Genomic DNA, 19892 nt, shown 5'->3' with positions numbered 1-19892 from the left:
GGATTGGGTGCATTTCAGCTAAATTTTAGAAAAGCTAGGATAGAATGCCCGTTTTTAGGTTGAATGACTTAAAAGGGCTTATAGCTCAGGTGGTTAGAGCGCACCCCTGATAAGGGTGAGGTCAGAGGTTCAAGTCCTCTTAAGCCCACCATCTTTTGGACTCTCTTTTGGGGGATTAGCTCAGCTGGGAGAGCGCCTGCTTTGCACGCAGGAGGCCAGCGGTTCGAGCCCGCTATCCTCCACCATTCCATCAATCAAACAAAAAGTGTTTTATCGGTTTTAACTTCAAAACTTCGTAAGTCTTAGGTGTGGCGATACGCCCTTTAGCCGTGCGCTCTAAATAGCCATTGGCCAACAAAAAGGGCTCAACGACTTCTTCAAGCGTGCTTTCATCCTCGTGCATGCTCGCGGCAAGTGTGTTTAGCCCCAAAGGCCGCCCCTTAGTCCCCACAAGTAGGTTTAAATAGCGTAAATCTAAGCTGTCTAGTCCGTGTGCATCCACGCCTAGGGCTTCCAAAGCGTGTTGTGTGGTCTTTAAATTGATTTGTGCTTCGTTAAAGCTGTCGGCGAAGTCGCGCACCCGCTTTAAAAGGCGTAGGGCAATTCTAGGCGTACCCCGACAGCGTTTGGCGATTTCTAAACTTGCGGGCGGTTCAATGGGTTTTTTGAGCTTCAAGCTGGCTTGCGTGATGATGGCTTGCAATTCTTCAATGCTGTAAAACTCCATGCGAAAATGCATGCCAAAGCGATCTCTCAGCGGGTTACTTAGCATACCCGCCCTTGTGGTCGCCCCGATGAGTGTGAAGGGGGCTAAATCGATCTTGATCGTCTGTGCCGCCGCCTTAGAACCGATGATGATGTCTAGCCTAAAATCCTCCATCGCCGGGTAAAGCACCTCTTCAATCGCTGGGCTTAGGCGATGGATTTCGTCAATGAATAAAATTTCTTGGGGTTTTAGGTTAGTAAGCAGGGCAGCTAAATCCCCGGTTTTTTCAATCATAGGGGCGGTTGTGACCTTAATGGGGGTGTTTAATTCTTGGGCGATGATGTGGCTTAAAGTGGTCTTGCCAAGCCCGGGCGGTCCAAAAAATAAGATGTGATCTAGCGTATCTCCACGCTTTTTTGTGGCGTTGATGGACACCTGTAAGAGTTTTTTTAAAGGCTCTTGCCCGATGTATTCCTGCCATAAATGCGGTCTTAAGTTCGTGTTCTCTTGCTCTTCAAACTCCAACTTTTCTAAATTGACAACCCGATCCATTTTAATAACTCTCTTCAGGGCTAGGGAAGTTGCCCTCTTGGATGTCGGCAACATAGCGTGTTAGGGCTTCTTGGATTAAATTTGCTCCCTCTAAATAGGTGCGTACAAACTTAGGCTTAAAAGCACTAAATAGCCCTAGCATGTCGCTAAAGACCAAAATCTGCCCATCGCAACCCGCCCCACTGCCTATGCCGATGGTGGGGATTTCTAATTTTGCACTAATTTCTTGTGCCACGCGCGCCACCACGCCCTCTAAGACGACTAAGCTAGCCCCTGCCTCTTGCACGGCTAAAGCGTCCTCAAGCACTTTTTGTGCGCTTTGCGCGTTTTTACCCACGATCTTATAGCCCCCCACGCCCCGCACACTTTGGGGCAATAGCCCCACATGCCCGATGACTGCCACGCCTTCATCAACCAAGGCTTTAATGATGGGAGCCTTTTTGACTCCCCCCTCTAATTTCACGGCATCGGCTAGGCTCTCTTGATAAAAGCATAGGGCGTTTTTCACGGCTTGTTTTGTTGTGGTGTAGCTGCCATAGGGCATGTCTGCCACGATAAATGCCCGCTTCGCCCCATTGCACACCGCTTTGGTGTGGTAAAGCATTAAATCCATGTTGGCACTTAGGGTGTCGGGCTTACCATTAAAACTCATGTTTAAACTATCGCCCACTAAAATAAAATCAATGATGGGATCAAAAATGGAAGCAAAAAGGGCATCGTAAGCCGTGATTGCGCTGATTTTGCTGGCTGGATTGCCCTCTTTGGGGTGTTTTTTGGCATGCAAGGCGTTTAAGGTGATTTTTTTCATAGACAGCCTAGTTTTTAGGACATTTTACCTTTAAAATGCTATGATAGGGCTAAAAATGCATGCACGCTTTGTAGCTGTTTTGGAGTGATGATTTGAAAATGAGTTGTGGGGCTTTTGCCCCCTTTTTGCTTTTACCGCTTTTTTTATGGGGTTCGGAGAGCGTGGATTACGAGCATTTAGACCCCAAATATTACAAATACATTAAGTTCTACGAAGCCTACAGCGATAAACAGGTGAAACAACTCATCACCGACATCCAGGACGCTGAGAAAAAAACAGGCCTCATGATTGGGCTTAGCACCGGGTTTTTTTACAACAACCAAATCAGGGAGCGCACGGGCAGCGCGAGCATCACGGGCAATAACCTCAACTACCTATGGGCAATCGGGGTGCGCTTTGGCTACCAAACCTACCGCCCTTCTTTGTTTGCCAAAACCTTCCGCCCCAATGTGGTGGGCCGACGCATTTACATTGAATACATCGGGGGCGTGCCTAAGCAATCACGCTATGGACGGATCGCTTACCAAAGCGCGATGCTCAACGCAGATTTGATGATCGACCCTGTGCTGCCCTATGTGGGGCGGTATTTGTCTGTGGGCTTTATTTTAGGCGTGGGTGTGGGGGTGATTGCACAGGGGCTTAGCACCAACTCGTTTTTTGGCATGATGGCAAATACAGGGGTGGCGTTTAACTTCTTTGGACATAACCGCGTGGAATTAGAATTTAAATTGCTGGCCAATAAAGACATTTCATGGTGGGGGGGGATTGTGCATGTCGGGTACCAATATGTTTTTTAAGCCTCTTGTTTTATGCGCTTGTGCGGTGTGTATGCTTGGCGCTAGGTCGGCTACGCAAGAAAAACAATTCACGATCTACATGCTCAAGGGGCAGCTCTATGAAGCCAAACAAGCCAAGTTGGATCAAAAAATGGCAAAGAAAAAGAGCGGTGTATTTTTGGGCTTTGTGCTGGCGGAGACGAATTTAAAGGTCAATGGAATCACCAACAAGGGCTTTCCCTTGATCTATGGCGTGCGTGTGGGGTATCAAAAGTATTTAGGCCGTAGCGAAGTGGCGGGGCTGCGCCTGTATGGCGAGTATTTGGGCGGAGTGGCACAAAGTGTGCTGCAACAAGGACAAACCAGCACCTACCAAATCGCCACAATGGACTTAGACCTCGTGATGGACAAGCCCGTAGACAAATATAAAAAATACGCGGTGGGGGTCTTTGGCGGGCTGGGCTTGGGTTGGAGTGGGTATAAGGACTACGCAAGTGCCAAGAACAACCCCAATGGCTTTGGCCTCGTCATCAACTTGGGCGTGGCACTCACCTTAAACACCCGCCACAGAATCGAGCTGGCGCTGAAAATCCCGCCGATCAAATACAGCCACGCCTTTTCGTATTCGTTTGCAGGCGGGAACATCTACTACATCAGCTATAACTTTCTACTCTAAGGGATTTGATGAGAACTTTTTTGGCAATGGGTCTTGTGTGGGCTTGGGTGCAAGCCCAACCTTTGCCCGCTTTAATGGCCGTTTCCGACATGCTTGAAGAAGACCCACACATGGGCGGCCCAGAATACAATTTACAACCCTATTTATTCCCAGAAGGTGAGTTGCAACAATCCGAGCCACAACCTCAAAAAACCCAGCAACCCAAACAATCCCAGCAGCAATCCCGGCAATCCTCCCATGCCACACAAAACCCTAAAGCTGTCCCTGTGATTGTCCCTAGAAAATCCGCCCCCTCAAGTAAACCTACACAGGCCACAGAAGATAATTTGCATGTTACACCTTCCAAAGTGCCCGAGAACACCGATGCCGAAGATACGGAGCACTTAGACGACCTAGACAGGCAAATAAAAACTCTAAAAAAGAAAATCACAGATTTGGGCGGCAAACCTGAAACCAAGTTTGAATACGCCAAAGACTATTTAGACAAGCACTTTAAACACGCTAAAAAGGGCGTGCGCGCCAAGAAGGCAGCCAACTATAAAATCGCCAAAGAAAAGAGCGGGTTTTTCTTAGGCGGGGGCTATGGTTGGGGGCTCATCACCGAATCTTACAACAGCCAACAGGCCAAAAGCGTGGCGCTAGGCATTCCAGAGCAGCAAATGATTTTTAGCACCTTGCCAACTTTAAGCGGGGCAGCGAACATGATGAATGTAGAGTTGGGTTACCAGCAGTATTTCAACCCCTATTTTGGGACTCGTATTTACGGAGACTTGCTCTTCATCCCCGGATTTGGCAAATACGCCACGCTCAATGGCAGCACCACAGCTAATGGCTTTGGGGGGTTCTTTTATGGCCTAGGTTCTTTAAACATGGACATGCTCTTTGATGCGCCCCTTGAAAGGCAAAAAAAGCACTTTTTAGGAATATATGCGGGCTTTGGCGTGGGGCTTATGGTCTTAAAAGACAAGCGCTACAACGCTTTTAGTCAAGTGGTGCAGGCCGGTTTTAGCAGCCCCGACACCCTATGGCACACGCTAGTGCAGGTGGACTACACGATCAACTTAGGCGTGGCATTCACCTACAACCGCCACTTGCGCTTTGAAGTGGGGACAAAAATCCCGCTCACTTACTTGCGGTTGGGTTTTGAAACCCCCGCCACTTACACCAGCAAAAGCAATAGTCAGCAGCTCATCAGCGAGGACACAGGCTTTAAGCGCAGCAGCTTGCTTGTGATGAATGTTTTATATGCGTTTTAAGGGGGTTTGATGTTGTGGCGTGCAAGTGTAACGGCTTTGTTGGTGGCGGGGGGGTATTTGAGCTACAACTACGTGATCACCAAGAAAGACACCGCGCATATTTCTCTCACCATGCACGTGGCCGCTCCGCAGCCCAGTGTCATAGAAAACCCCACGCATTGGAATTTAAAATCCAACATCCAAGTGAATTTAACCACGCCAGCCAAGATCCGCTCTTACCACATCAAAACCACCACCAGCGACCACTTGGTCGTGTATGAAAAAGACCAAATCGTCTTGGACGAGCCTACGAGTTTAAGCTTTGAGTTGCCTAAGCCCACAATCCAATTAAACGACCAAACCCATTTACGCTATGAGATTAAAGTGGTGGATTGGAGTTACGCCAATTTCTTCAATGGCAATGTCAGCACCAAGTCTTTTGATTTGATGCTGGATGCCACCCCCCCCAAAATCCAAATGATCGCCCAATCGCACCGCATCACCTATGGCGGGAGTGCTTTGGCGATCTTTAAAGTACAAGAAGACGCGTTGGATCGGGTGTGGTTTAACAATGGCTTTGAGGATTTTAAGGTGTTTTCTTTTATGAAAGACGGCTACTACATTGTGATCTTCCCCTGGTCCTTGCGCCACCGCACCTTTGATGGGAGGATTTTTGCTAGAGATAAGGCCTATAATTTCACCAGCTTGCCCCTAAAACTCATCAAAAATACCAAACGCACCATCCGCGAATACACCACAGATTTAAGCAAGGATCATAAAGACAAACAAGCCGCCTTAGAAAGCCTAAAACACTTACCCGGGCTAGATCGCTTAAATGCAAGATTGGGGATTTTGCAAACCATTCAAGAGGATTTAAAAAAGGATTTTGTCTATGAGTCCACCCTCTTTAAACCCTTTAAACCTTTAGGCAACAGACCCCGCATCTTAGCCCTTTTTGGTGCACACAGAACCTACACCTTTGGCAAGGAAAAGATCGGCGAGTTCACGCACTATGGCGTGGATTTCTTTGGCAGGCATTCTAAAATTGTGGCGAGCAACCCGGGGCGGGTGATCTTAGAAGAGGAGATCGAAAGCTATGGCAAAAGTGCGTTGGTGTCGTATGGTTTGGGGGTGTATGCGATGTATGGGAGCTTGTCGGAGTTTTTAGCCAAGAAGGGAGACGCTTTAGAGCCAGATAGCGTGTTGGGTTATAGCGGCAAGAATAAAACAAGCAAATACGACCATGTGCACTTCAATCTTTTGATCCAAGGGGTGCCAGTTTACCCCAATGAGTGGATGGATGCCCGTTTCATCAACAACCTGAACGACACCATCCAAGAGGCACAATACAAAATCCGGGAGAAGTGAGGCGATGCTAAGGACAAAACAAAAGCAGATTCGTTGTTTTGAGTTAGGCGAGGCAGATAGTCAGGAGTATTTAAATTTCATTGACAAAAACGCCCCCCTGCTTAAAAATTATTTGCTCTTGTTTAAAAATCCCATCCCCCCAGAGGTGCAACAGAGTTTGCAAAAACACGAGCTTGCTTACAGTTTCAGTGCCAAAGAGCTCAGGGGCAAGACGGGCGATCAAGTTGTGCTGTATGGGGCACTAGAAAAAGAGTCAGAGCCCCCCCCAAAGTCCCAGAAACCCCCCAAAGTCCCCAAGTGCAAATCTACGAACGGCACATCCGCAGCGGAGAAGAGATCGACAGCCCTTACAGCCTAGTGATCCTAGGCAATGTTAACCACGGGGCGAAGATTCACACCGCGCAGAACATCAGCATTTACGGCAAATGTGAGGGGATCATCATTTGCATGGGGGTGTATATGGTGCTTCAAAATGTCTACTCCCCCCACCTTGTTTTTCAAGGTGAAATCCTAAGCCAAGCGCACCTAGCGCGCATCAACGAGAACACCAAATTAAAACTGATTACCAAAAATGGCGATATAGTCAGCATAAAGGACATTGCATGAAACAACGAACAATTGCTAAACAGGTTGAGTTAGTCGGCATCGGTTTACATAAAGGCGTGCCGGTCAAAATGGTTTTAGAGCCCATGCCAGCGGGCAGCGGGGTTGTTTTTAGACGATCGGATTTGGGTGTGGACATCCCTTTAGAGCACGCAAATGTGATCGACACCACGATGGCGACCACTCTAGGTAACCACACCAACCCGCAAGCTAAAATCTCCACGGTCGAGCATCTGCTCTCTGCCATCAGTGCCTATGGGATCGATAACTTAAAGATCTCTGTGGACAATGAAGAGATTCCCATCATGGACGGCTCTGCCATCGCCCATTGCATGCTCTTAGATGAAGCGGGCATTGCTGAATTAGAAGTCCCTAAGCCTTTCATGCGAATCACACAAGAAGTCAAGGTGGAAGAGGGTCCCAAGTTTGTCAAAATCAGCCCCGCCCCCTTGCTCTCTTTTGATTTTAGCATTGACTTTACCCACCCGGCCATCAGCAAACAGCGCTACAACTTCGTTTTCTCCAGACATGCCTACAAGGAACAGATCGCCAAGGCTAGGACTTTTGGCTTTTTGCAAGAGGTGAACTACCTACGCTCCATCGGACTGGCAAAGGGGGGCAATTTGAATAATTGTATCGTGTTGGATGAACATGGCATTGTCAATAAAGAGGGTTTGCGCTATGAAGAAGAATTTGTGCGCCACAAAATCTTAGACGCAATGGGCGATTTAGCCTTTTTAGGCATGAATGTGGTCGGGGCTTACCAAGCTTGCATGGGCAGCCACAAGCTCAACGCCCAGCTCGTGCAAAAGGTGCTTGAGGCACAAGCGTACGAGGTTGTCCACCTTGCCCTAACCCCAAATCCGCAACAGGTGCAATCTTTGGAAATGGTGCACGCCTACCATTAAACGGTCCAACGACGCGCCTAAAGGTTGCCAAGTCCTGATCCTTTCTTTGCAAGAGCCCGTTAAGGTCGGGGTTTATGCCTTAGAGGGAGGTTTGTTGCGCGCCTTTGAGGTGCATAAACGCACAAATGCCGCCCTGATTGAAATCTTTGAAAACTTACTAGAGTGGCTAAGGGTGCAAAATTTAACGATCCAAGCCCTTTACTATGCTAAAGGGCCGGGCAGTTTTATGGCGATGAAACTCACGCACATTTTCGTACACGCGTGGGTGCTCTTAAACCCCACCCCTTTGCACTCTGCCCTAGGCTTTGCTTTCAATGAAAACAGCCCCATTAAAGCCTTTGGCAAGTCCTTTTATGTGTGTGAGGGGGGGCAAGTGGCACTAAAAACCTTTGAGAGCCCCCCTAAATGCGCTCAAATGGACTTACCCCCCGTGTTAAACCCCCACATTTTCACAACAGACAACGAACCGCTGTATTTTTTACCGCCCATTTAAGGAATTTAGGTATAATGGGGGGCATATACTAGAAAATCAGGAAGTGGATTGGTCGTTAGTGTACCTGCTACGAGCGCAAATTTGGGTCCGGGCTTTGATTGTTTGGGTTTAGGTCTGTCGCTTAGAAACCGCTTTAGCGTGATCCCTGCCACCTTTACGAGCATTAGAATCCAAGGCGAGGGTGAGGGGTTTTCCAAATTCTTAGTGGATAATATTTTCGTCAAGATTTTTAAGGAATCCCTAGCACAACATGGGATCAAAGAGAATTTTGAGTTTTCTTTTTACAATTCCATCCCCATTTCTAGGGGGCTTGGGAGCAGTTCAGCGATCATTGTGGGGGCGCTGAGTGCCCTTAGCCACTACTTGCACGGGCAACTTGATAAAGAAGCAATTTTGGAAGAAAGCCTTGTGTATGAGAACCATCCAGACAATGTGACACCCGCCGTCTTTGGGGGGTTTAATGTGGCGATGGTGGAGAAAATCAACGGGCGGCTCAAAGCCTACCATCTACGCACGCAAATCCCCGACTATTTAAAAGCCGTGGTGGTGATCCCCACACATTCGATCTCCACGAAGTTTGCCCGCCAAGCCCTGCCTAAGCGTTACAGCAACACCGATGCCATTTACAACCTTTCCCGTTCTAGCTTAATGGCGATGATCTTTTCACAGGAAAAATGGGAATTGTTGCGGCTAGCTTCCAAAGACCGTTTGCACCAAGATAAGCGCATGCGGCTTTACCCCGTTCTCTATGGAGTGCAAAAGCTCGCCCTAGAAAACGGGGCACTGATGAGTACACTCTCGGGCAGTGGCTCGTCTTTTTTTAATCTCTGTTACGCCGAGGATGCGTCTGATTTGCAGGCAAGGTTACAAAAAAAGTATTATAATTTTAGAGTTGTGGTTTTAGATTTTGACAATGAAGGAGTGCAGGTTGAGGATTAGTGCCTTTTGTTCTAAAAATGCCATGCGTACTTGTGTGTGTTGCCGCCGAAGTTTTTCACAGGCGGTCTTGTTGCGCTTTAGCGTGCAAGAGGAGCGCATTCTACCCTTTAGCGGTGCGGGGCGCAGTTTTTATTTGTGCCGTGCGTGTTTAGACAACAAAAACCTTTTAAAACAGGTGTTGAAGACCAAAAACACCCCCAAAGATAAACAATATTTGCAAAGCTGGCTAGAGGAGATCAGGACAAAATGAGCGGCATCACTTTAAAAGATTTTGCCCTAGAGTTGGGGCGCACCGATGTGAAAATGGTGATTGAAGAAGCCAAGGGCATGGGACTTAGCCTTAAAGCCAATTCTAAATTAGATGCAGAAACCGCCGGCAAGCTCTACGAGTTCATCACCAACAAGAACGCTCCCCGCGCACCCAAAGCTCCGCCTAAATCTGCCGCACCCAAAGCTCCGCCTAAAAAAGAATCTGCTAAAGAGGTTCAAGAGAGCAAACCTGCCAAAGAGCCAGCCTCCAAAGATGTGCTCCAAAAGCCCCAAGTGCAAAAAAAGCGCAGCATTGAGATTGTCAGCACCGGCGAAAAACCCAAACCTGCCCCCAAAAAAGAGTCCGCCTTAAAAACCCCCCTAAAAAAGTGGAGGCAAGGGTAGAAAAAAAGGTAGAAAAAGTAGAGAGGGTGCAAGAGACAAAAGCCCTAGAGCCCAAAGCACAGCCCCAGGCCCTGCACCCACGCCCCCACCGCCCCCACCCACCACAGAGCCGCTTTTAAGGCGCACGAGGGGGATTCGCATTGTCAAGCGCACCGAGCAAGAGGAAGCCGCTTTGGCTAGAGCTGCCGCCAGAGCGAGTGTTTTAAATGCTGAGTCTAAAGAGCAGCTCAAACCCAAAAAATCCACCAAGCCCACCAAAAGCACCGCCAAGCCGGGGGCAAAGAGTCGCGCACACAAGCTAGATTTCTCCCAAGAGAGGGGCTTTAACGACTTGTATGAGGATGAGCAAGATGAGGTCATGCTCTTTGACTTCCATGTCAAGGACTTAGAGGAAGAGGAAGCCCCTGAAGAAATTGCGCCCAAACCTTTAACCGATCGCGTCAAAATCCAGCGCAAAAACCCGTGGATGAGCGAGGGGGGGATTCGCCGCTCCACGAAAAAAAGGCGTGTCTATCGCCCCGATAACGCCCAAAAAAGCGTGCAAGCAAGCATCACTATTTCCGAGGAAGTGCGGGTTTATGAGTTTGCCGAAAGCGCCAATCTCAACCTTGCCGATGTGATTAAAACCTTGTTTAACCTAGGCATGATGGTGACAAAAAACGACTTCTTAGACAGAGATGCCATTGAGATTTTGGCGGCGGAGTTTGGCTTAGAAGTGGTGGTGGAGAGCACACAGGTGTTTGTGGAGGAAGCCACACAAGCCGAGCAAACCGATCAGGATTTAAGCGAGCGCGCCCCTGTTGTTACGATCATGGGGCATGTGGATCACGGCAAAACTTCTTTGCTGGACAAAATCCGCAACCAACGGGTGGCGGGCAGTGAGGCGGGGGGGATCACGCAACACATCGGGGCTTACATGGTGCAAAAGGGGGGTAAAGAGATCGCCTTCATCGACACTCCCGGGCACGAAGCCTTTAGCCAAATGCGTAAGAGGGGGGCGCAGGTTACGGATATTGCGATCATTGTGATCGCCGCCGATGACGGGGTCAAACCCCAAACGATCGAGGCGTTTAAACAAGCCAAAGAGGCGGGCGTGCAAATCATCGTGGCGATGAATAAAATCGACAAAGAAAACGCCAATGTGGATAAACTCAAAGCAGAGTGTGCCGAGCTGGGCTTTAACCCTAGAGATTGGGGCGGAGAGCATGAGTTCATCCCCATTTCGGCCAAAACGGGCGAGGGCATCGACAATCTCTTAGAAACGATCTTGATCCAAGCTGAGATCATGGAGCTTAAGGCATCGCCTAGTGCCACGGCTAAGGCGGTGGTCTTAGAGGGCAGCGTAGAGAAGGGGCGGGGGGCGGTGGCGACCGTGATTGTGCAAAATGGGACGCTCAAAGTGGGCGATCCCGTGGTGGCCGACATTGCCTTCGGTAAGGTACGCACCATGACAGACGATCAAGGTAAGCACATTAAAGCCCTAGGACCTTCTCAAGTGGCGGTGATCACGGGGCTTAGCGAAGTGCCGATGGCGGGCTCTGTCTTGGTGGAGGTGGATAGCGAAAACACCGCGAGAAGTTTGGCGCATAAAAAGGCGACTTACTTACGCCAAAAAGCCTTAAGCAAAAGCACAAAGGTGCATTTAGACGAGCTGGCTTCGATGGTCGCCAATAAAGAGTTGCAAAACATCCCCATTGTGCTCAAAGCCGACACGCAAGGCAGCCTAGAGGCGATCAAACACAGCCTACTGGCTCTCAACAACGAGGAAGTGAGCTTGCAAGTGATCAGCGCTGGGGTGGGCTCGATCAGCGAAAACGATTTGAGTTTAGTCGCCAACAACCCCCACGCTTTGGTGTTGGGCTTTAATATCCGTCCTACGGGTAATGTCCGCATTAAAGCCAAAGAGCTTAAAGTGGAGATCAAAACTTATAGCGTGATTTACGCCTTGATTGATGACATGAAAGCCCTTGTAGGCGGACTGATGAGTCCGGTTGTGGAGGAAGAGGACACAGGCCAAGCTGAGGTGCGAGAAACCTTTGTGATCCCCAAAGTCGGCACGATCGCCGGCTGTATGGTGGTCGATGGGGTCATCAACAAGGGCATCAAAGTGCGCTTGATCCGTGAGGGTGTGGTGGTGCATGTGGGTAAAATCGTGTCTTTAAAACGTTTCAAAGACGATGTGAGTGAAGTTTCTAAGGGCTATGAGTGCGGGATCATGCTCGATCACCACAACGATGTACGGGTGGGCGATGTCTTTGAGAGCTTTAAAGAAATCCACAAAACAAGGGTGCTTTAATGGAGAACATACATGCCAAACGCCTAGATGCCGGGCTTTTAGAGTATCTGCAAGAGGCGTTGAGCGCGTTAGACGATCCCCGTTTAAGTGGACTCACCTTAACCAAGGTGCATTGCTCTAAGGGCAAATACCACGCCCAAGCTTACATAGATGGGGCATTTTTAAGTCAAGAGGAAAGGGCTACATGTTTAAAAGCCCTTAAAAAGGCGACCCCCTTACTCAAGGTGCATGTCTTGCAGGTGAGTGGGTGGTTTAAATGCCCGAACTTTGCCTTTGCCATTGATGAGAGTCTAGAGCAACAACAAAGACTCGATGCCCTATTTGCACGCATAAAGGCCTGAAGTGATGGACACCCTAGAGCTAGAAAAACTCTTAGAAAAGACCCTAGAGGGCATCGACTGCGCCCTTTACGATGTGGCGTTTTTAAAAGAAAACCAAACCGACATTTTGCGTATCAGCATTAAGGCATTGAACGCCGCCACAAGCCTAGATGTGTGCCAAGAGGCAAGCCAACTGATCTCCCCGCTCTTAGATGTACATGCCCCTAATTTAGAAAGTTACACTCTAGAGGTGAGCTCTATGGGGCTAGAGCGCACTTTAAGCAAACCTAGACATTTTGCCCTGTCTATCGGGGATTTAATCGAGTGTAGGCTCAGCAACAACACGCGCATAAGGGGTGTGCTAGAGAGCGCACAAGGGGCAGAGATTATGCTAAACATTGAGGGCACACCAACCCCCCTAAGCCTAGAGCAAATTAAAAAAGCCAAAACGATCTTTGAATTTGGCAAGGCTAAAAACCCCAAAAAAGCGTAAATTTATCTTGCCCCATTTGGGGCTTTGGCTTCACTTTTTGGCGTTTTGGCGGATTTCTTGCACGCTTTGCCCGCCTATGCCCCAACTATCGGGAGTCACTTCTTCAATGATGACAACCGTTGAAGCCCTATTTTTATTGAGCACTTTCACCAATAAATCTGTCGCCCCTTCAATGAGGGCTTTCTTTTGCTCGGGAGTGACGGGGGTGTCTTCTTTGGCAAGTTTGATATTGATAAGAGGCATTGAGAGTCCTTTATTTGAAATTTGTCCCCCATTTTAGCACAAACCACCCCCAAAAACTAAGCAAAGATTAGTTATAATCGGCGAAAACTTTGAGGAGAATTTAAGTTGAAAAAAGGCATCCACCCTGAATACGTACCCTGCAAGGTTACTTGTGTTACCAGCGGTAAAGAGATCGAGGTTTTAAGCACCAAGAGCGAGCTACGAATCGACATTTCCAGCTTTTGCCACCCTTTCTACACGGGTAGCGACAAGATTGCCGACACCACCGGGCGTGTAGAACGCTTTAAACAAAAATACAAAATGCAATAAATCTTGCTTACGCTCAGCGCAACCCCTATTGGCAATCTCAAGGACATCACTTGGCGGGCTTTAGAAGCTCTAGCTAGCTGTGATGTGTGCTTGTGCGAGGATGTGCGGGTGGGTAAACGGCTCTTGTTTCTACTCAAGCAACAAGAGTGGGCGACTCCCCTAAGAAGTGCCCAAGAAAAGCAGTTTCTACCCTTCCACTCCCACAACCAAGAGGCGTTTTTGCGCCAAACACCCCCTAACTTCTTCACAGACCAAGAAGTGGTGTTTATCAGCGATGCGGGCATGCCCTGTGTGAGCGACCCAGGGGCTAAATTAGTCGCCTTCGCCCAAGAAAATGGCATTGCTTATCAAGTCTTGCCCGGGGCGAGTGCGTGCGTGGGGGCTTATAGTGCGAGCGGGTTTGAGAGTGCGGGCTTTAACTTCGTGGGCTTTTTGCCCCCAAAGACACAAGAGCGGCGGGCTTGTTTGGCAAAATTAAAGGGGCAGGGAGGGGTGTTTGTGTTTTACGAAAGCCCTAAGCGGCTTTTAGACACGCTAGAGGATTTAAATGCCCTTTTTAGCCACTCTAGCTTGTTTGCTATCAAAGAACTGAGTAAATTACACGAACAACGTTTTAAAGGCTCTGTGTTGGAAGTCGCCACACAGCTAAAAGCCTTGCAGGGCTCTAAGGCACTCTTAGGCGAGTGGGTGTTGGTGCTACATTGCCAAGAAGAGGCGGAGGCGAGCCTATCTTACACGCAGATTAGCCAAATGTCCTTACCCCCTAAAATCAAGGCGAAGTTGCTCGCCCAACTCACAAACACCGCCCCTAAAACCCTTTACGCCCAAACTTTAGAGGGTTAAATGATCGTTTTTGGTAAACAAGTGGTCCTACACATGCTTAAAAACCACCCAAATAAACTCCAAGAGCTTTATCTAGCTAAGGACATAGACCCCAAAATCTTTAATCTGCTTAAAAACGTAAACGCCCCCCTAATGCGCCTAGACTTTAAAAAAGCCCAAGCGATGGCTAAAGGGGGCAACCATCAAGGCTTTTTGGCTAAAGTTGCCCCCCCCACTTTGAGCGATTTAGCCACGTTAAAGACTTATGACCGCTTGTTAGTGTTGTGTGGACTTAGCGACATAGGCAATGTAGGGGCGTTGTTTAGGAGTGTGGCAGCACTTGGCTTTGAGGGCGTGATTTTAGATCGCCCCTTGCCCTATGAGGGTTTGGTGAGGGCGAGTTTAGGCGCGCTCTATAGTGTGCCTTTTTGCGTGTGCTCCAATCCTTTGGATGTGGTTTGTGAATTGAAGGGGGTTGGGGTGGTGTGTTATGGGGCGCATTTAAAGGGCGAGGATGTGCGTCTAGCACATTTTGCGCCCCGTTTGGCAGTGTTTCTAGGGGCTGAGGGGGAGGGGTTGGCGGCAAAAATCATTAAAAAAATGGATGGTTTACTACACATTTGCATGCAAGGGGGTAACAACTCTTTAAATGTGAGTGTCGCGGGAGCCATTATCATGGACAGGGCAAGGAAATGAACGAAGAAGAAAAAAGCAAGAAACTAGACGAAACTTTGGCGTTTTTGGCCCAAAAGGGCATGGCAACCATCGCACAGGACACCAAGCTTTCAAACCCCAAAATCAAGGCGATTTTGGAAAAGGATTTTGACTCCGTGCAAAGGGTGCACGCCGTGGGCTTTGTGCAGATTTTAGAGAAAGAATATGGGGTGGATTTGAGTCAATGGCTTGTGGAGTACGACCAAAACCTCTTTGGGGCTAAAAAAGAAAGTGGGCTTTCTAAAGAGCCCTCCCAAGGAAAGCCAGGAATCTTAAAAGCACAAGAGATTCAAGAGGAAGAAAAGCAAAAGAGTTCCAAGCCAGACAAGGCAAAACCAACAAAGAGCAAACAAGAGAGCCAAGAACCCCCAAAGAACAGATTCAAGAACAAGCACAAGAAAAACCTAAGGAACCGCTGCAAGAGCCACACAAAGAACCCCACGAATCCAAAGAGGCTTCAGGACAAGAAAAGCCCAACAAAGAGCAAACCGAGTCCACACAAGAGTACAATTCTCCCTTTTTAGACAATAAAAGAGTGGGAAAGCCCATCACTCCAACTCCAGAGCCCAAAAAATCTAAGGCGTTTTTTGTGTTGCCGGCGGTGCTGGTGGTGGGGCTTGGGGCGTTCTTTTATTTACACCACTCCACAGGCGACACACAAACAATAAATCAAGAAGACACAGCTAAAGTTGGAAAACCAAGCCCAAGTCCAAACAACTCAGCCAAAGATCAAACCAAGGACCAAGCGACAAACGCAAATGGAGGTGATCAGGCTCAAGAAAGCCAAACATCCCCCGACTCGGCGCTAAAAGACAACCCTAAAGACCCCACACAAGCTAAAACAACGCTAGATGCCACACCCAAACCCACAGAAAGCAAAGCCCCCCAAAGTGCTTTAAAACCCCCGCGACCCCCACGACCACAGAAACAGCCAAAGCCACAACCCCACCCACGGAGGTTAAAGAATCGGAGTATCCCCAAATTGTCGTTACCCCCACCAAGGGCGACCTTTGGATGGAAACCATCGATCTAAAAACCAAACACAAAAGCCAAACGGTCCTAAAAGAGCCCTTTAGCTTTGACACACAAGGGCATAGCTGGCTTTTAGCCTTTGGCAATGGACATTTATCCATTGAGGCGGAGGGCAAACGCATGGATTTCAATAGGGACCGCTCTGTGCGCTTGCTTTACACCCCTAAGAGAGGGTTTGTCCGCTTGAGCCTAGCCCACTATAAAGAACGCATCCAGTGAGAATATTTTTCTTCGGCGCGTTTCTATGCGCCCTTTTAAGTGCCGATGCGCTCGATTCTAAAATCAAAAACTTGATGGACCGCTCGTTTTACCAAATCAACAAAAATTTTATCCATAGGGTGTTTCAGGACCGGGCAAGCTTTTACGATCGAGGGGCGCTGCAAATTAGAAAAGTCTTAACAACCCTTAAAGAAAATGGGCTCTTGCCCTTGAAGTTCAACCATCCTTCTTTGTTGCAGGTGCGTTTTGTGGCTAAAACCTCCCCCTTGCTTTTGCTCAAAACCGTCCAAAGCGTGCTCTCTTCTATGGGCTACGCTTATTTTAGTGTCTTGCAAGTGCAACATCAAGCAAACACCAGCAGCGCAATCTTTACACTGAACACGGAATACGCCCTAGACCCCACACTCGCAGCAAGGCTCTTTGCCAAGTATGGCTTTGATTTGGTGGATTTGGGGCGCAAGAATGTTAAAGAGTGGACCTATGCCTTTAGAGTGCTGACTCCCCGTCTTGCCCACGCCACGCCCTTGATCCCCACAGGGCACGCCCTAGAGCTCAAAGAGATCAGCGGAGAATATTGGCTAGACATCACCAGCCCAGGGCATTTGGTGGTCTTTGCCCGCAGTGCTGAATGGCAGCCGCAAGTGAGCTTGTTTGATTCGTCCTTACACATCTTAAAATACATGGCGGCTGAGAATCCTACAGAAAAAGTCAGCCTACACATCGGCGATGAAGTCCGCTTTGTGCGGGTGAGCGATGTCAATAATCCCCTCGTGCTAAAGGGGGGGATTAAAGTTTTATTACAACCCACAAGACGGTGAACCCCCCTTATTTCCTCTTAGGCACTTGTGGGCATGTTGACCATGGCAAGAGCGCGCTCATCAAGGCGTTGACGGGCTTTGAAGGGGACACAGGCGTGCACGAAAAAGAGAGGGGGATCACCATCGATCTAAGCTTTAGCCATTTAAAGGTTGAAGGGCGCACTTTGGGCTTCATTGATGTGCCCGGGCATAAAAGCCTCGTTTCTACGATGGTGGGGGGCAGTTTTGGTTTTGACGCGGGGTTGTTTGTGGTGGATGCGCACGAGGGCGTGAAAGAGCAGAGCTTAGAACACGCTTTGGTGCTCTCTTTGTTAAAAATTCCCTGTATTTTGGTGCTCTCTAAGACGGATAAGTGCCAAGACATTGAAGCGAGCAAAGAGGCCATTTGCACCGCCCTAAAGCCCTACCCCTTAGACATCTTAGGCGTGTTGCCGTGCAGCACCCACGATTTAAAAAGCATACAAAAGCTCAAAGACTTTTTAAGCACCTACCCCTTTAAAAAACGCCAAGTGGGCTCAGACTTAGAACAGCTCTTTAGGCTGTATGTGGATCGGGTGTTTGTGTTGCCCGGACGAGGGGTGGCGGTGAGCGGGAGCGTGTGGGGGGTGCGTGCAAAAGGGCGATCGGCTCTTAGTTGCCCCCTTAAACCAAGTGGTGGGCGTGAAGACCTTACACCAACACGGCCAAGAAGTGCAAAAGGCCGGCTTACACGAGCGAGTCGCCATGCAACTTCAAGGGGTCAAGGCGCAGGATTTAAAAGTGGGCATGCTCTTAAGCGCAAAGGGTTATTTGCGCGGCTTTGACAGATTAGACATTGAGCTGTGTACCTATGATAAAGACCCCTTAAAGCACAACCAAAGCGTGGGCGTGCAAATCGGCACCCACAGACTCAATGCCAGAGTGCTTATGTTGGAATACCCTTTTGCCACTTTAGTGCTGGACGCGCCCGTTTTTGCATGTTATTTAGACACAGCCATTATCAGCATTAACCAAAGGGTGTGGGGGGCGGCGAAGGTCCTAAACCCCATCGTAGATTTGCTTAAAAAGCCCGTGAAGCTGCCCCTGCTTGAAGCCCTAGCTAAGGGGGATTTAAAAGCGGCCTTTAGTCTGCTTGTGAGGGCGCATAAAAAGGGCTTTGGCCTGCTCTCTTCGATGCAACGCTTTGGCTGCACCCACCAAAGAGCTCTAGAGATCGCCAATACCCTAGAGGGCGTTTTGGTCGATTCAAAAGACTTTGTGCTTTACCCCAAAGAAACCCTTAAAAGCGTGATTCACACCCTCAAAAACATTTACACCCAAAACCCCCAAGCCCTGCTTAGCCCCAAAAGCCTCAACTCTAAACACAGCTACATCAGCCCCCACTTAGCCAACTTAGCTTTTGAGGTTTTGGCACAAGAGGGGTTTTTAAAGCAAGAGCGGGGGCTATGGCTCTTAGCACACCTCAAATTAGACAAACTCCAAAACACTCTGCAAGACAGGCTTTATAAACTTCTCTTAGAAGGGCAACTCACCCCACAAGCCCCCTATAATCTCTATGACCTATTAGACATAGACCGCCAAGTGGGCGATACGGCACTAAAGACCCTCTGCCAGCAAAAGAAGGTGATTAGACTTTGCCATAATGTCTTTATTGCTAAAAGTGCTTTAGACAAAGTCTTAAATGCAATGTTAGAGATTTTGCGCACCAAAGGTTGCCTAGATGTCCAGCGGCTCAAAGAAAAGCTAAACCTCTCACGCAAATACGCCATCGCCTACCTAGAACACCTAGACAAGCTGGGCTACACACACAACCAAGACGGCAAACGCAGCCTTAAAAATCCTCCCCAAGCCTAAAGACATACAGATTAGAGCCAGAGGTGACAAACAACAACGCTGGACTATCCTCTGCAGCAAAAACGCGGTGCTGTTGCAGGGTTTGTAAGGCTTTGGGGCTAAGGCTAAAGGCTAAGTTACTCACCACTTGAGGTAAAATGATCTCGCCTAACATGTTGCCCTTGGGATTAAACACTGCAATCCCATGCCCATTGCTCACCCATAAATTGCCGTGCGGATCAACCTTGATGCCATCGGGAAAGCCCGGCTGGATTGTAGCAAAGACGCGCGGGTTGGACAGGTTGCCCTCACCATCGAGGTCGTAGGCGAGGATTTGGTGCTTGAGGTTTTGATCCTCGGGGTTGTGGGCAAGTTGGCTGTCGGCGACATATAAGGTTTTGTTGTCCGGGCTTAAAGCGATCCCGTTAGGGGTTTTTAAAAGTGGGGTGCTTAGGCGTTTGATCTCGTGTGTAGCGGGGTCGTAGCGGTAGACATACTCGCCCCCCTTTTCTTGTGTGTTGTGCCCAAATTTGGGGTCGGTGAAGTAAATGCGCCCCTTGCGATCGATGCATAAATCGTTAGGGCTGTTAAACTTCTGCCCGTTGAAGCTGTCCACAAGCACTTTCCAGTGCCCCTTTTCTAGCCTTTCAATCCCCTTTTTACCATAGTTGGTGGCGAGCAAGTGCCCCTGCCAGTCTAGGGCGTGTCCGTTTTGTGGCCCGGCGGGGGTGAACCACGGGCGGACCTGAAAATGTGTGCCGTTTCTTTGTACCAACAGGGCTTCATTGGCGCGTACATCGCTGATCGCCACATCGCCATCGGCCAAGACCTGCGGGCCTTCTAGCCACTTGCCCTTATCGTAGAGAAGTTGGGGCTGTTCTTTGGTGTTGACAAGCCCGCTAAAGGCTTTGTTGTAAACCTTATAAGCCGCCTCTTGCGCTTGCAACAACCCACACAACAACCCGGCTAAGGGCAACAAACGCCATTTTTTGAAAGCCATGGTTTTCCTTTATCATTTGTAAAACCCCTATGATAACACAGATCGCATAAAGGCATAGCCCTTACTTGCTCTAAGGGTATAGCGGGGTTAAGTGGG

General features: G+C 48.8%; 25 protein-coding genes, 2 tRNA genes and 1 pseudogene. 24 read left to right on the top strand and 4 right to left on the bottom strand.

Going from position 1 to position 19892, the window contains the following annotated elements:
• Window positions 1-74: 74 nt before the first annotated feature.
• Both QUE23_RS00650 and QUE23_RS00645 read left to right on the top strand, forming a co-directional pair.
• Window positions 75-151 (top strand) — tRNA-Ile (locus QUE23_RS00650).
• Window positions 152-169: 18 nt separating this feature from the next.
• A tRNA-Ala gene (locus QUE23_RS00645) sits at window positions 170-245 on the top strand.
• A 5-nt stretch (window positions 246-250) separates the two neighbouring features.
• Here QUE23_RS00645 and ruvB read toward each other — a convergent pair.
• Both ruvB and panB read right to left on the bottom strand, forming a co-directional pair.
• Window positions 251-1258, bottom strand: coding sequence for a Holliday junction branch migration DNA helicase RuvB (ruvB, locus tag QUE23_RS00640; RefSeq protein WP_104691023.1), 1008 nt, complete (start codon window positions 1256-1258; stop codon window positions 251-253).
• 1 nt (window position 1259) lies between these two features.
• Entirely contained in the window at window positions 1260-2066 is an 807-nt protein-coding gene (panB, locus tag QUE23_RS00635) for a 3-methyl-2-oxobutanoate hydroxymethyltransferase (RefSeq protein WP_286348801.1), read from the bottom strand.
• Between the two features lie 98 nt (window positions 2067-2164).
• Here panB and QUE23_RS00630 point away from each other — a divergent pair, with 98 nt between their 5' ends.
• The 13 genes and pseudogenes from QUE23_RS00630 to rimP all read left to right on the top strand — a co-directional run bounded on the left by QUE23_RS00630 (window position 2165) and on the right by rimP (window position 12827).
• Entirely contained in the window at window positions 2165-2863 is a 699-nt protein-coding gene (locus QUE23_RS00630) for a hypothetical protein (RefSeq protein ID WP_286349462.1), read from the top strand.
• Window positions 2853-3518, top strand: a complete 666-nt coding sequence (locus QUE23_RS00625) for an outer membrane beta-barrel protein (protein WP_286348800.1) — start codon at window positions 2853-2855, stop codon at window positions 3516-3518. Before QUE23_RS00630 ends, QUE23_RS00625 begins: the two co-directional genes overlap by 11 nt.
• Window positions 3519-3526: 8 nt before the next feature.
• Window positions 3527-4774 carry an outer membrane beta-barrel protein gene (locus tag QUE23_RS00620; protein WP_286348799.1) on the top strand — a complete coding sequence of 416 codons (1248 nt, stop codon included), beginning with the start codon at window positions 3527-3529 and terminating at the stop codon, window positions 4772-4774.
• Between the two features lie 9 nt (window positions 4775-4783).
• Window positions 4784-6121, top strand: coding sequence for a M23 family metallopeptidase (locus QUE23_RS00615; protein WP_286348798.1), 1338 nt, complete (start codon window positions 4784-4786; stop codon window positions 6119-6121).
• A 4-nt stretch (window positions 6122-6125) separates the two neighbouring features.
• Complete coding sequence (locus QUE23_RS00610; RefSeq protein ID WP_286348797.1) at window positions 6126-6479, top strand: hypothetical protein; 354 nt, start codon at window positions 6126-6128, stop codon at window positions 6477-6479.
• Window positions 6419-6727 carry a septum site-determining protein MinC gene (locus tag QUE23_RS00605; protein ID WP_286348796.1) on the top strand — a complete coding sequence of 103 codons (309 nt, stop codon included), beginning with the start codon at window positions 6419-6421 and terminating at the stop codon, window positions 6725-6727. The genes QUE23_RS00610 and QUE23_RS00605 overlap by 61 nt, the downstream gene beginning before the upstream one ends.
• A complete protein-coding gene (gene lpxC / locus QUE23_RS00600) occupies window positions 6724-7632 on the top strand; it encodes a UDP-3-O-acyl-N-acetylglucosamine deacetylase (protein WP_286348795.1) in 909 nt (302 codons plus the stop codon). Before QUE23_RS00605 ends, lpxC begins: the two co-directional genes overlap by 4 nt.
• A gap of 46 nt (window positions 7633-7678) precedes the next feature.
• Complete coding sequence (locus QUE23_RS00595; protein WP_286348794.1) at window positions 7679-8125, top strand: hypothetical protein; 447 nt, start codon at window positions 7679-7681, stop codon at window positions 8123-8125.
• Between the two features lie 48 nt (window positions 8126-8173).
• Complete coding sequence (gene thrB / locus QUE23_RS00590; RefSeq protein ID WP_286348793.1) at window positions 8174-9064, top strand: homoserine kinase; 891 nt, start codon at window positions 8174-8176, stop codon at window positions 9062-9064.
• Window positions 9054-9314 (top strand): DUF448 domain-containing protein, encoded by a 261-nt coding sequence (locus QUE23_RS00585; protein ID WP_286348792.1) that lies wholly within the window; start codon window positions 9054-9056, stop codon window positions 9312-9314. The genes thrB and QUE23_RS00585 overlap by 11 nt, the downstream gene beginning before the upstream one ends.
• Window positions 9311-12014: pseudogene (infB, locus tag QUE23_RS00575) on the top strand (translation initiation factor IF-2). Before QUE23_RS00585 ends, infB begins: the two are co-directional and overlap by 4 nt.
• On the top strand, window positions 12014-12355 hold the full coding sequence (gene rbfA / locus QUE23_RS00570) for a 30S ribosome-binding factor RbfA (protein ID WP_286348790.1): 342 nt from the start codon (window positions 12014-12016) through the stop codon (window positions 12353-12355). Before infB ends, rbfA begins: the two are co-directional and overlap by 1 nt.
• Window positions 12356-12359: 4 nt before the next feature.
• Window positions 12360-12827, top strand: coding sequence for a ribosome maturation factor RimP (gene rimP / locus QUE23_RS00565; RefSeq protein ID WP_286349461.1), 468 nt, complete (start codon window positions 12360-12362; stop codon window positions 12825-12827).
• A gap of 30 nt (window positions 12828-12857) precedes the next feature.
• Here the strand turns inward: rimP and QUE23_RS00560 are convergent, their stop codons facing one another.
• On the bottom strand, window positions 12858-13070 hold the full coding sequence (locus QUE23_RS00560; RefSeq protein ID WP_286348789.1) for a tautomerase family protein: 213 nt from the start codon (window positions 13068-13070) through the stop codon (window positions 12858-12860).
• A 105-nt stretch (window positions 13071-13175) separates the two neighbouring features.
• On the opposite strand from QUE23_RS00560, the gene rpmE reads away from it, so the two are divergent.
• From rpmE to QUE23_RS09895, 9 genes are all read left to right on the top strand, one after another.
• On the top strand, window positions 13176-13379 hold the full coding sequence (gene rpmE, locus QUE23_RS00555) for a 50S ribosomal protein L31 (RefSeq protein ID WP_006017939.1): 204 nt from the start codon (window positions 13176-13178) through the stop codon (window positions 13377-13379).
• A 3-nt stretch (window positions 13380-13382) separates the two neighbouring features.
• A complete protein-coding gene (gene rsmI / locus QUE23_RS00550) occupies window positions 13383-14222 on the top strand; it encodes a 16S rRNA (cytidine(1402)-2'-O)-methyltransferase (protein ID WP_286348788.1) in 840 nt (279 codons plus the stop codon).
• The gene (locus tag QUE23_RS00545) at window positions 14223-14897 is read left to right on the top strand and encodes a TrmH family RNA methyltransferase (protein ID WP_286348787.1); all 675 of its coding nucleotides are present in this window, start codon (window positions 14223-14225) and stop codon (window positions 14895-14897) included.
• Window positions 14894-15439 (top strand): hypothetical protein, encoded by a 546-nt coding sequence (locus tag QUE23_RS00540; protein ID WP_286348786.1) that lies wholly within the window; start codon window positions 14894-14896, stop codon window positions 15437-15439. The genes QUE23_RS00545 and QUE23_RS00540 overlap by 4 nt, the downstream gene beginning before the upstream one ends.
• Before the next feature lie 65 nt (window positions 15440-15504).
• A complete protein-coding gene (locus QUE23_RS00535) occupies window positions 15505-15948 on the top strand; it encodes a hypothetical protein (RefSeq protein WP_286348785.1) in 444 nt (147 codons plus the stop codon).
• On the top strand, window positions 15930-16166 hold the full coding sequence (locus QUE23_RS00530) for a hypothetical protein (protein WP_286348784.1): 237 nt from the start codon (window positions 15930-15932) through the stop codon (window positions 16164-16166). Before QUE23_RS00535 ends, QUE23_RS00530 begins: the two co-directional genes overlap by 19 nt.
• Window positions 16163-16984 (top strand): hypothetical protein, encoded by an 822-nt coding sequence (locus tag QUE23_RS00525; RefSeq protein WP_286348783.1) that lies wholly within the window; start codon window positions 16163-16165, stop codon window positions 16982-16984. Before QUE23_RS00530 ends, QUE23_RS00525 begins: the two co-directional genes overlap by 4 nt.
• On the top strand, window positions 16981-17787 hold the full coding sequence (locus tag QUE23_RS00520) for a GTP-binding protein (protein ID WP_286348782.1): 807 nt from the start codon (window positions 16981-16983) through the stop codon (window positions 17785-17787). Before QUE23_RS00525 ends, QUE23_RS00520 begins: the two co-directional genes overlap by 4 nt.
• Complete coding sequence (locus QUE23_RS09895; RefSeq protein ID WP_353622249.1) at window positions 17708-18817, top strand: SelB domain-containing protein; 1110 nt, start codon at window positions 17708-17710, stop codon at window positions 18815-18817. Before QUE23_RS00520 ends, QUE23_RS09895 begins: the two co-directional genes overlap by 80 nt.
• Here the strand turns inward: QUE23_RS09895 and QUE23_RS00510 are convergent.
• Window positions 18795-19796 (bottom strand): SMP-30/gluconolactonase/LRE family protein, encoded by a 1002-nt coding sequence (locus QUE23_RS00510; RefSeq protein WP_286348781.1) that lies wholly within the window; start codon window positions 19794-19796, stop codon window positions 18795-18797. The genes QUE23_RS09895 and QUE23_RS00510 overlap by 23 nt on opposite strands.
• Window positions 19797-19892: the final 96 nt, after the last annotated feature.

The sequence above is a fragment of the Helicobacter felistomachi genome (genome assembly GCF_030296895.1).
Taxonomy (GTDB): Bacteria; Campylobacterota; Campylobacteria; order Campylobacterales; family Helicobacteraceae; genus Helicobacter; species Helicobacter felistomachi.
This window is presented reverse-complemented; position numbering and strand designations above follow the sequence as displayed.

Excerpts from the sequence above, each read along its gene's own strand:
- ruvB (WP_104691023.1), bottom strand. The coding sequence starts at position 1,258 with ATGGATCGGGTTGTCAATTTAGAAAAGTTGGAGTTTGAAGAGCAAGAG.
- panB (WP_286348801.1), bottom strand. The coding sequence starts at position 2,066 with ATGAAAAAAATCACCTTAAACGCCTTGCATGCCAAAAAACACCCCAAA.
- QUE23_RS00630 (WP_286349462.1), top strand. The coding sequence starts at position 2,165 with ATGAGTTGTGGGGCTTTTGCCCCCTTTTTGCTTTTACCGCTTTTTTTA.
- QUE23_RS00625 (WP_286348800.1), top strand. The coding sequence starts at position 2,853 with ATGTTTTTTAAGCCTCTTGTTTTATGCGCTTGTGCGGTGTGTATGCTT.
- QUE23_RS00620 (WP_286348799.1), top strand. The coding sequence starts at position 3,527 with ATGAGAACTTTTTTGGCAATGGGTCTTGTGTGGGCTTGGGTGCAAGCC.
- QUE23_RS00615 (WP_286348798.1), top strand. The coding sequence starts at position 4,784 with ATGTTGTGGCGTGCAAGTGTAACGGCTTTGTTGGTGGCGGGGGGGTAT.
- QUE23_RS00610 (WP_286348797.1), top strand. The coding sequence starts at position 6,126 with ATGCTAAGGACAAAACAAAAGCAGATTCGTTGTTTTGAGTTAGGCGAG.
- lpxC (WP_286348795.1), top strand. The coding sequence starts at position 6,724 with ATGAAACAACGAACAATTGCTAAACAGGTTGAGTTAGTCGGCATCGGT.
- rbfA (WP_286348790.1), top strand. The coding sequence starts at position 12,014 with ATGGAGAACATACATGCCAAACGCCTAGATGCCGGGCTTTTAGAGTAT.
- rimP (WP_286349461.1), top strand. The coding sequence starts at position 12,360 with ATGGACACCCTAGAGCTAGAAAAACTCTTAGAAAAGACCCTAGAGGGC.
- QUE23_RS00560 (WP_286348789.1), bottom strand. The coding sequence starts at position 13,070 with ATGCCTCTTATCAATATCAAACTTGCCAAAGAAGACACCCCCGTCACT.
- QUE23_RS00545 (WP_286348787.1), top strand. The coding sequence starts at position 14,223 with ATGATCGTTTTTGGTAAACAAGTGGTCCTACACATGCTTAAAAACCAC.
- QUE23_RS00540 (WP_286348786.1), top strand. The coding sequence starts at position 14,894 with ATGAACGAAGAAGAAAAAAGCAAGAAACTAGACGAAACTTTGGCGTTT.
- QUE23_RS00530 (WP_286348784.1), top strand. The coding sequence starts at position 15,930 with ATGGAAACCATCGATCTAAAAACCAAACACAAAAGCCAAACGGTCCTA.
- QUE23_RS09895 (WP_353622249.1), top strand. The coding sequence starts at position 17,708 with ATGCAACTTCAAGGGGTCAAGGCGCAGGATTTAAAAGTGGGCATGCTC.
- QUE23_RS00510 (WP_286348781.1), bottom strand. The coding sequence starts at position 19,796 with ATGGCTTTCAAAAAATGGCGTTTGTTGCCCTTAGCCGGGTTGTTGTGT.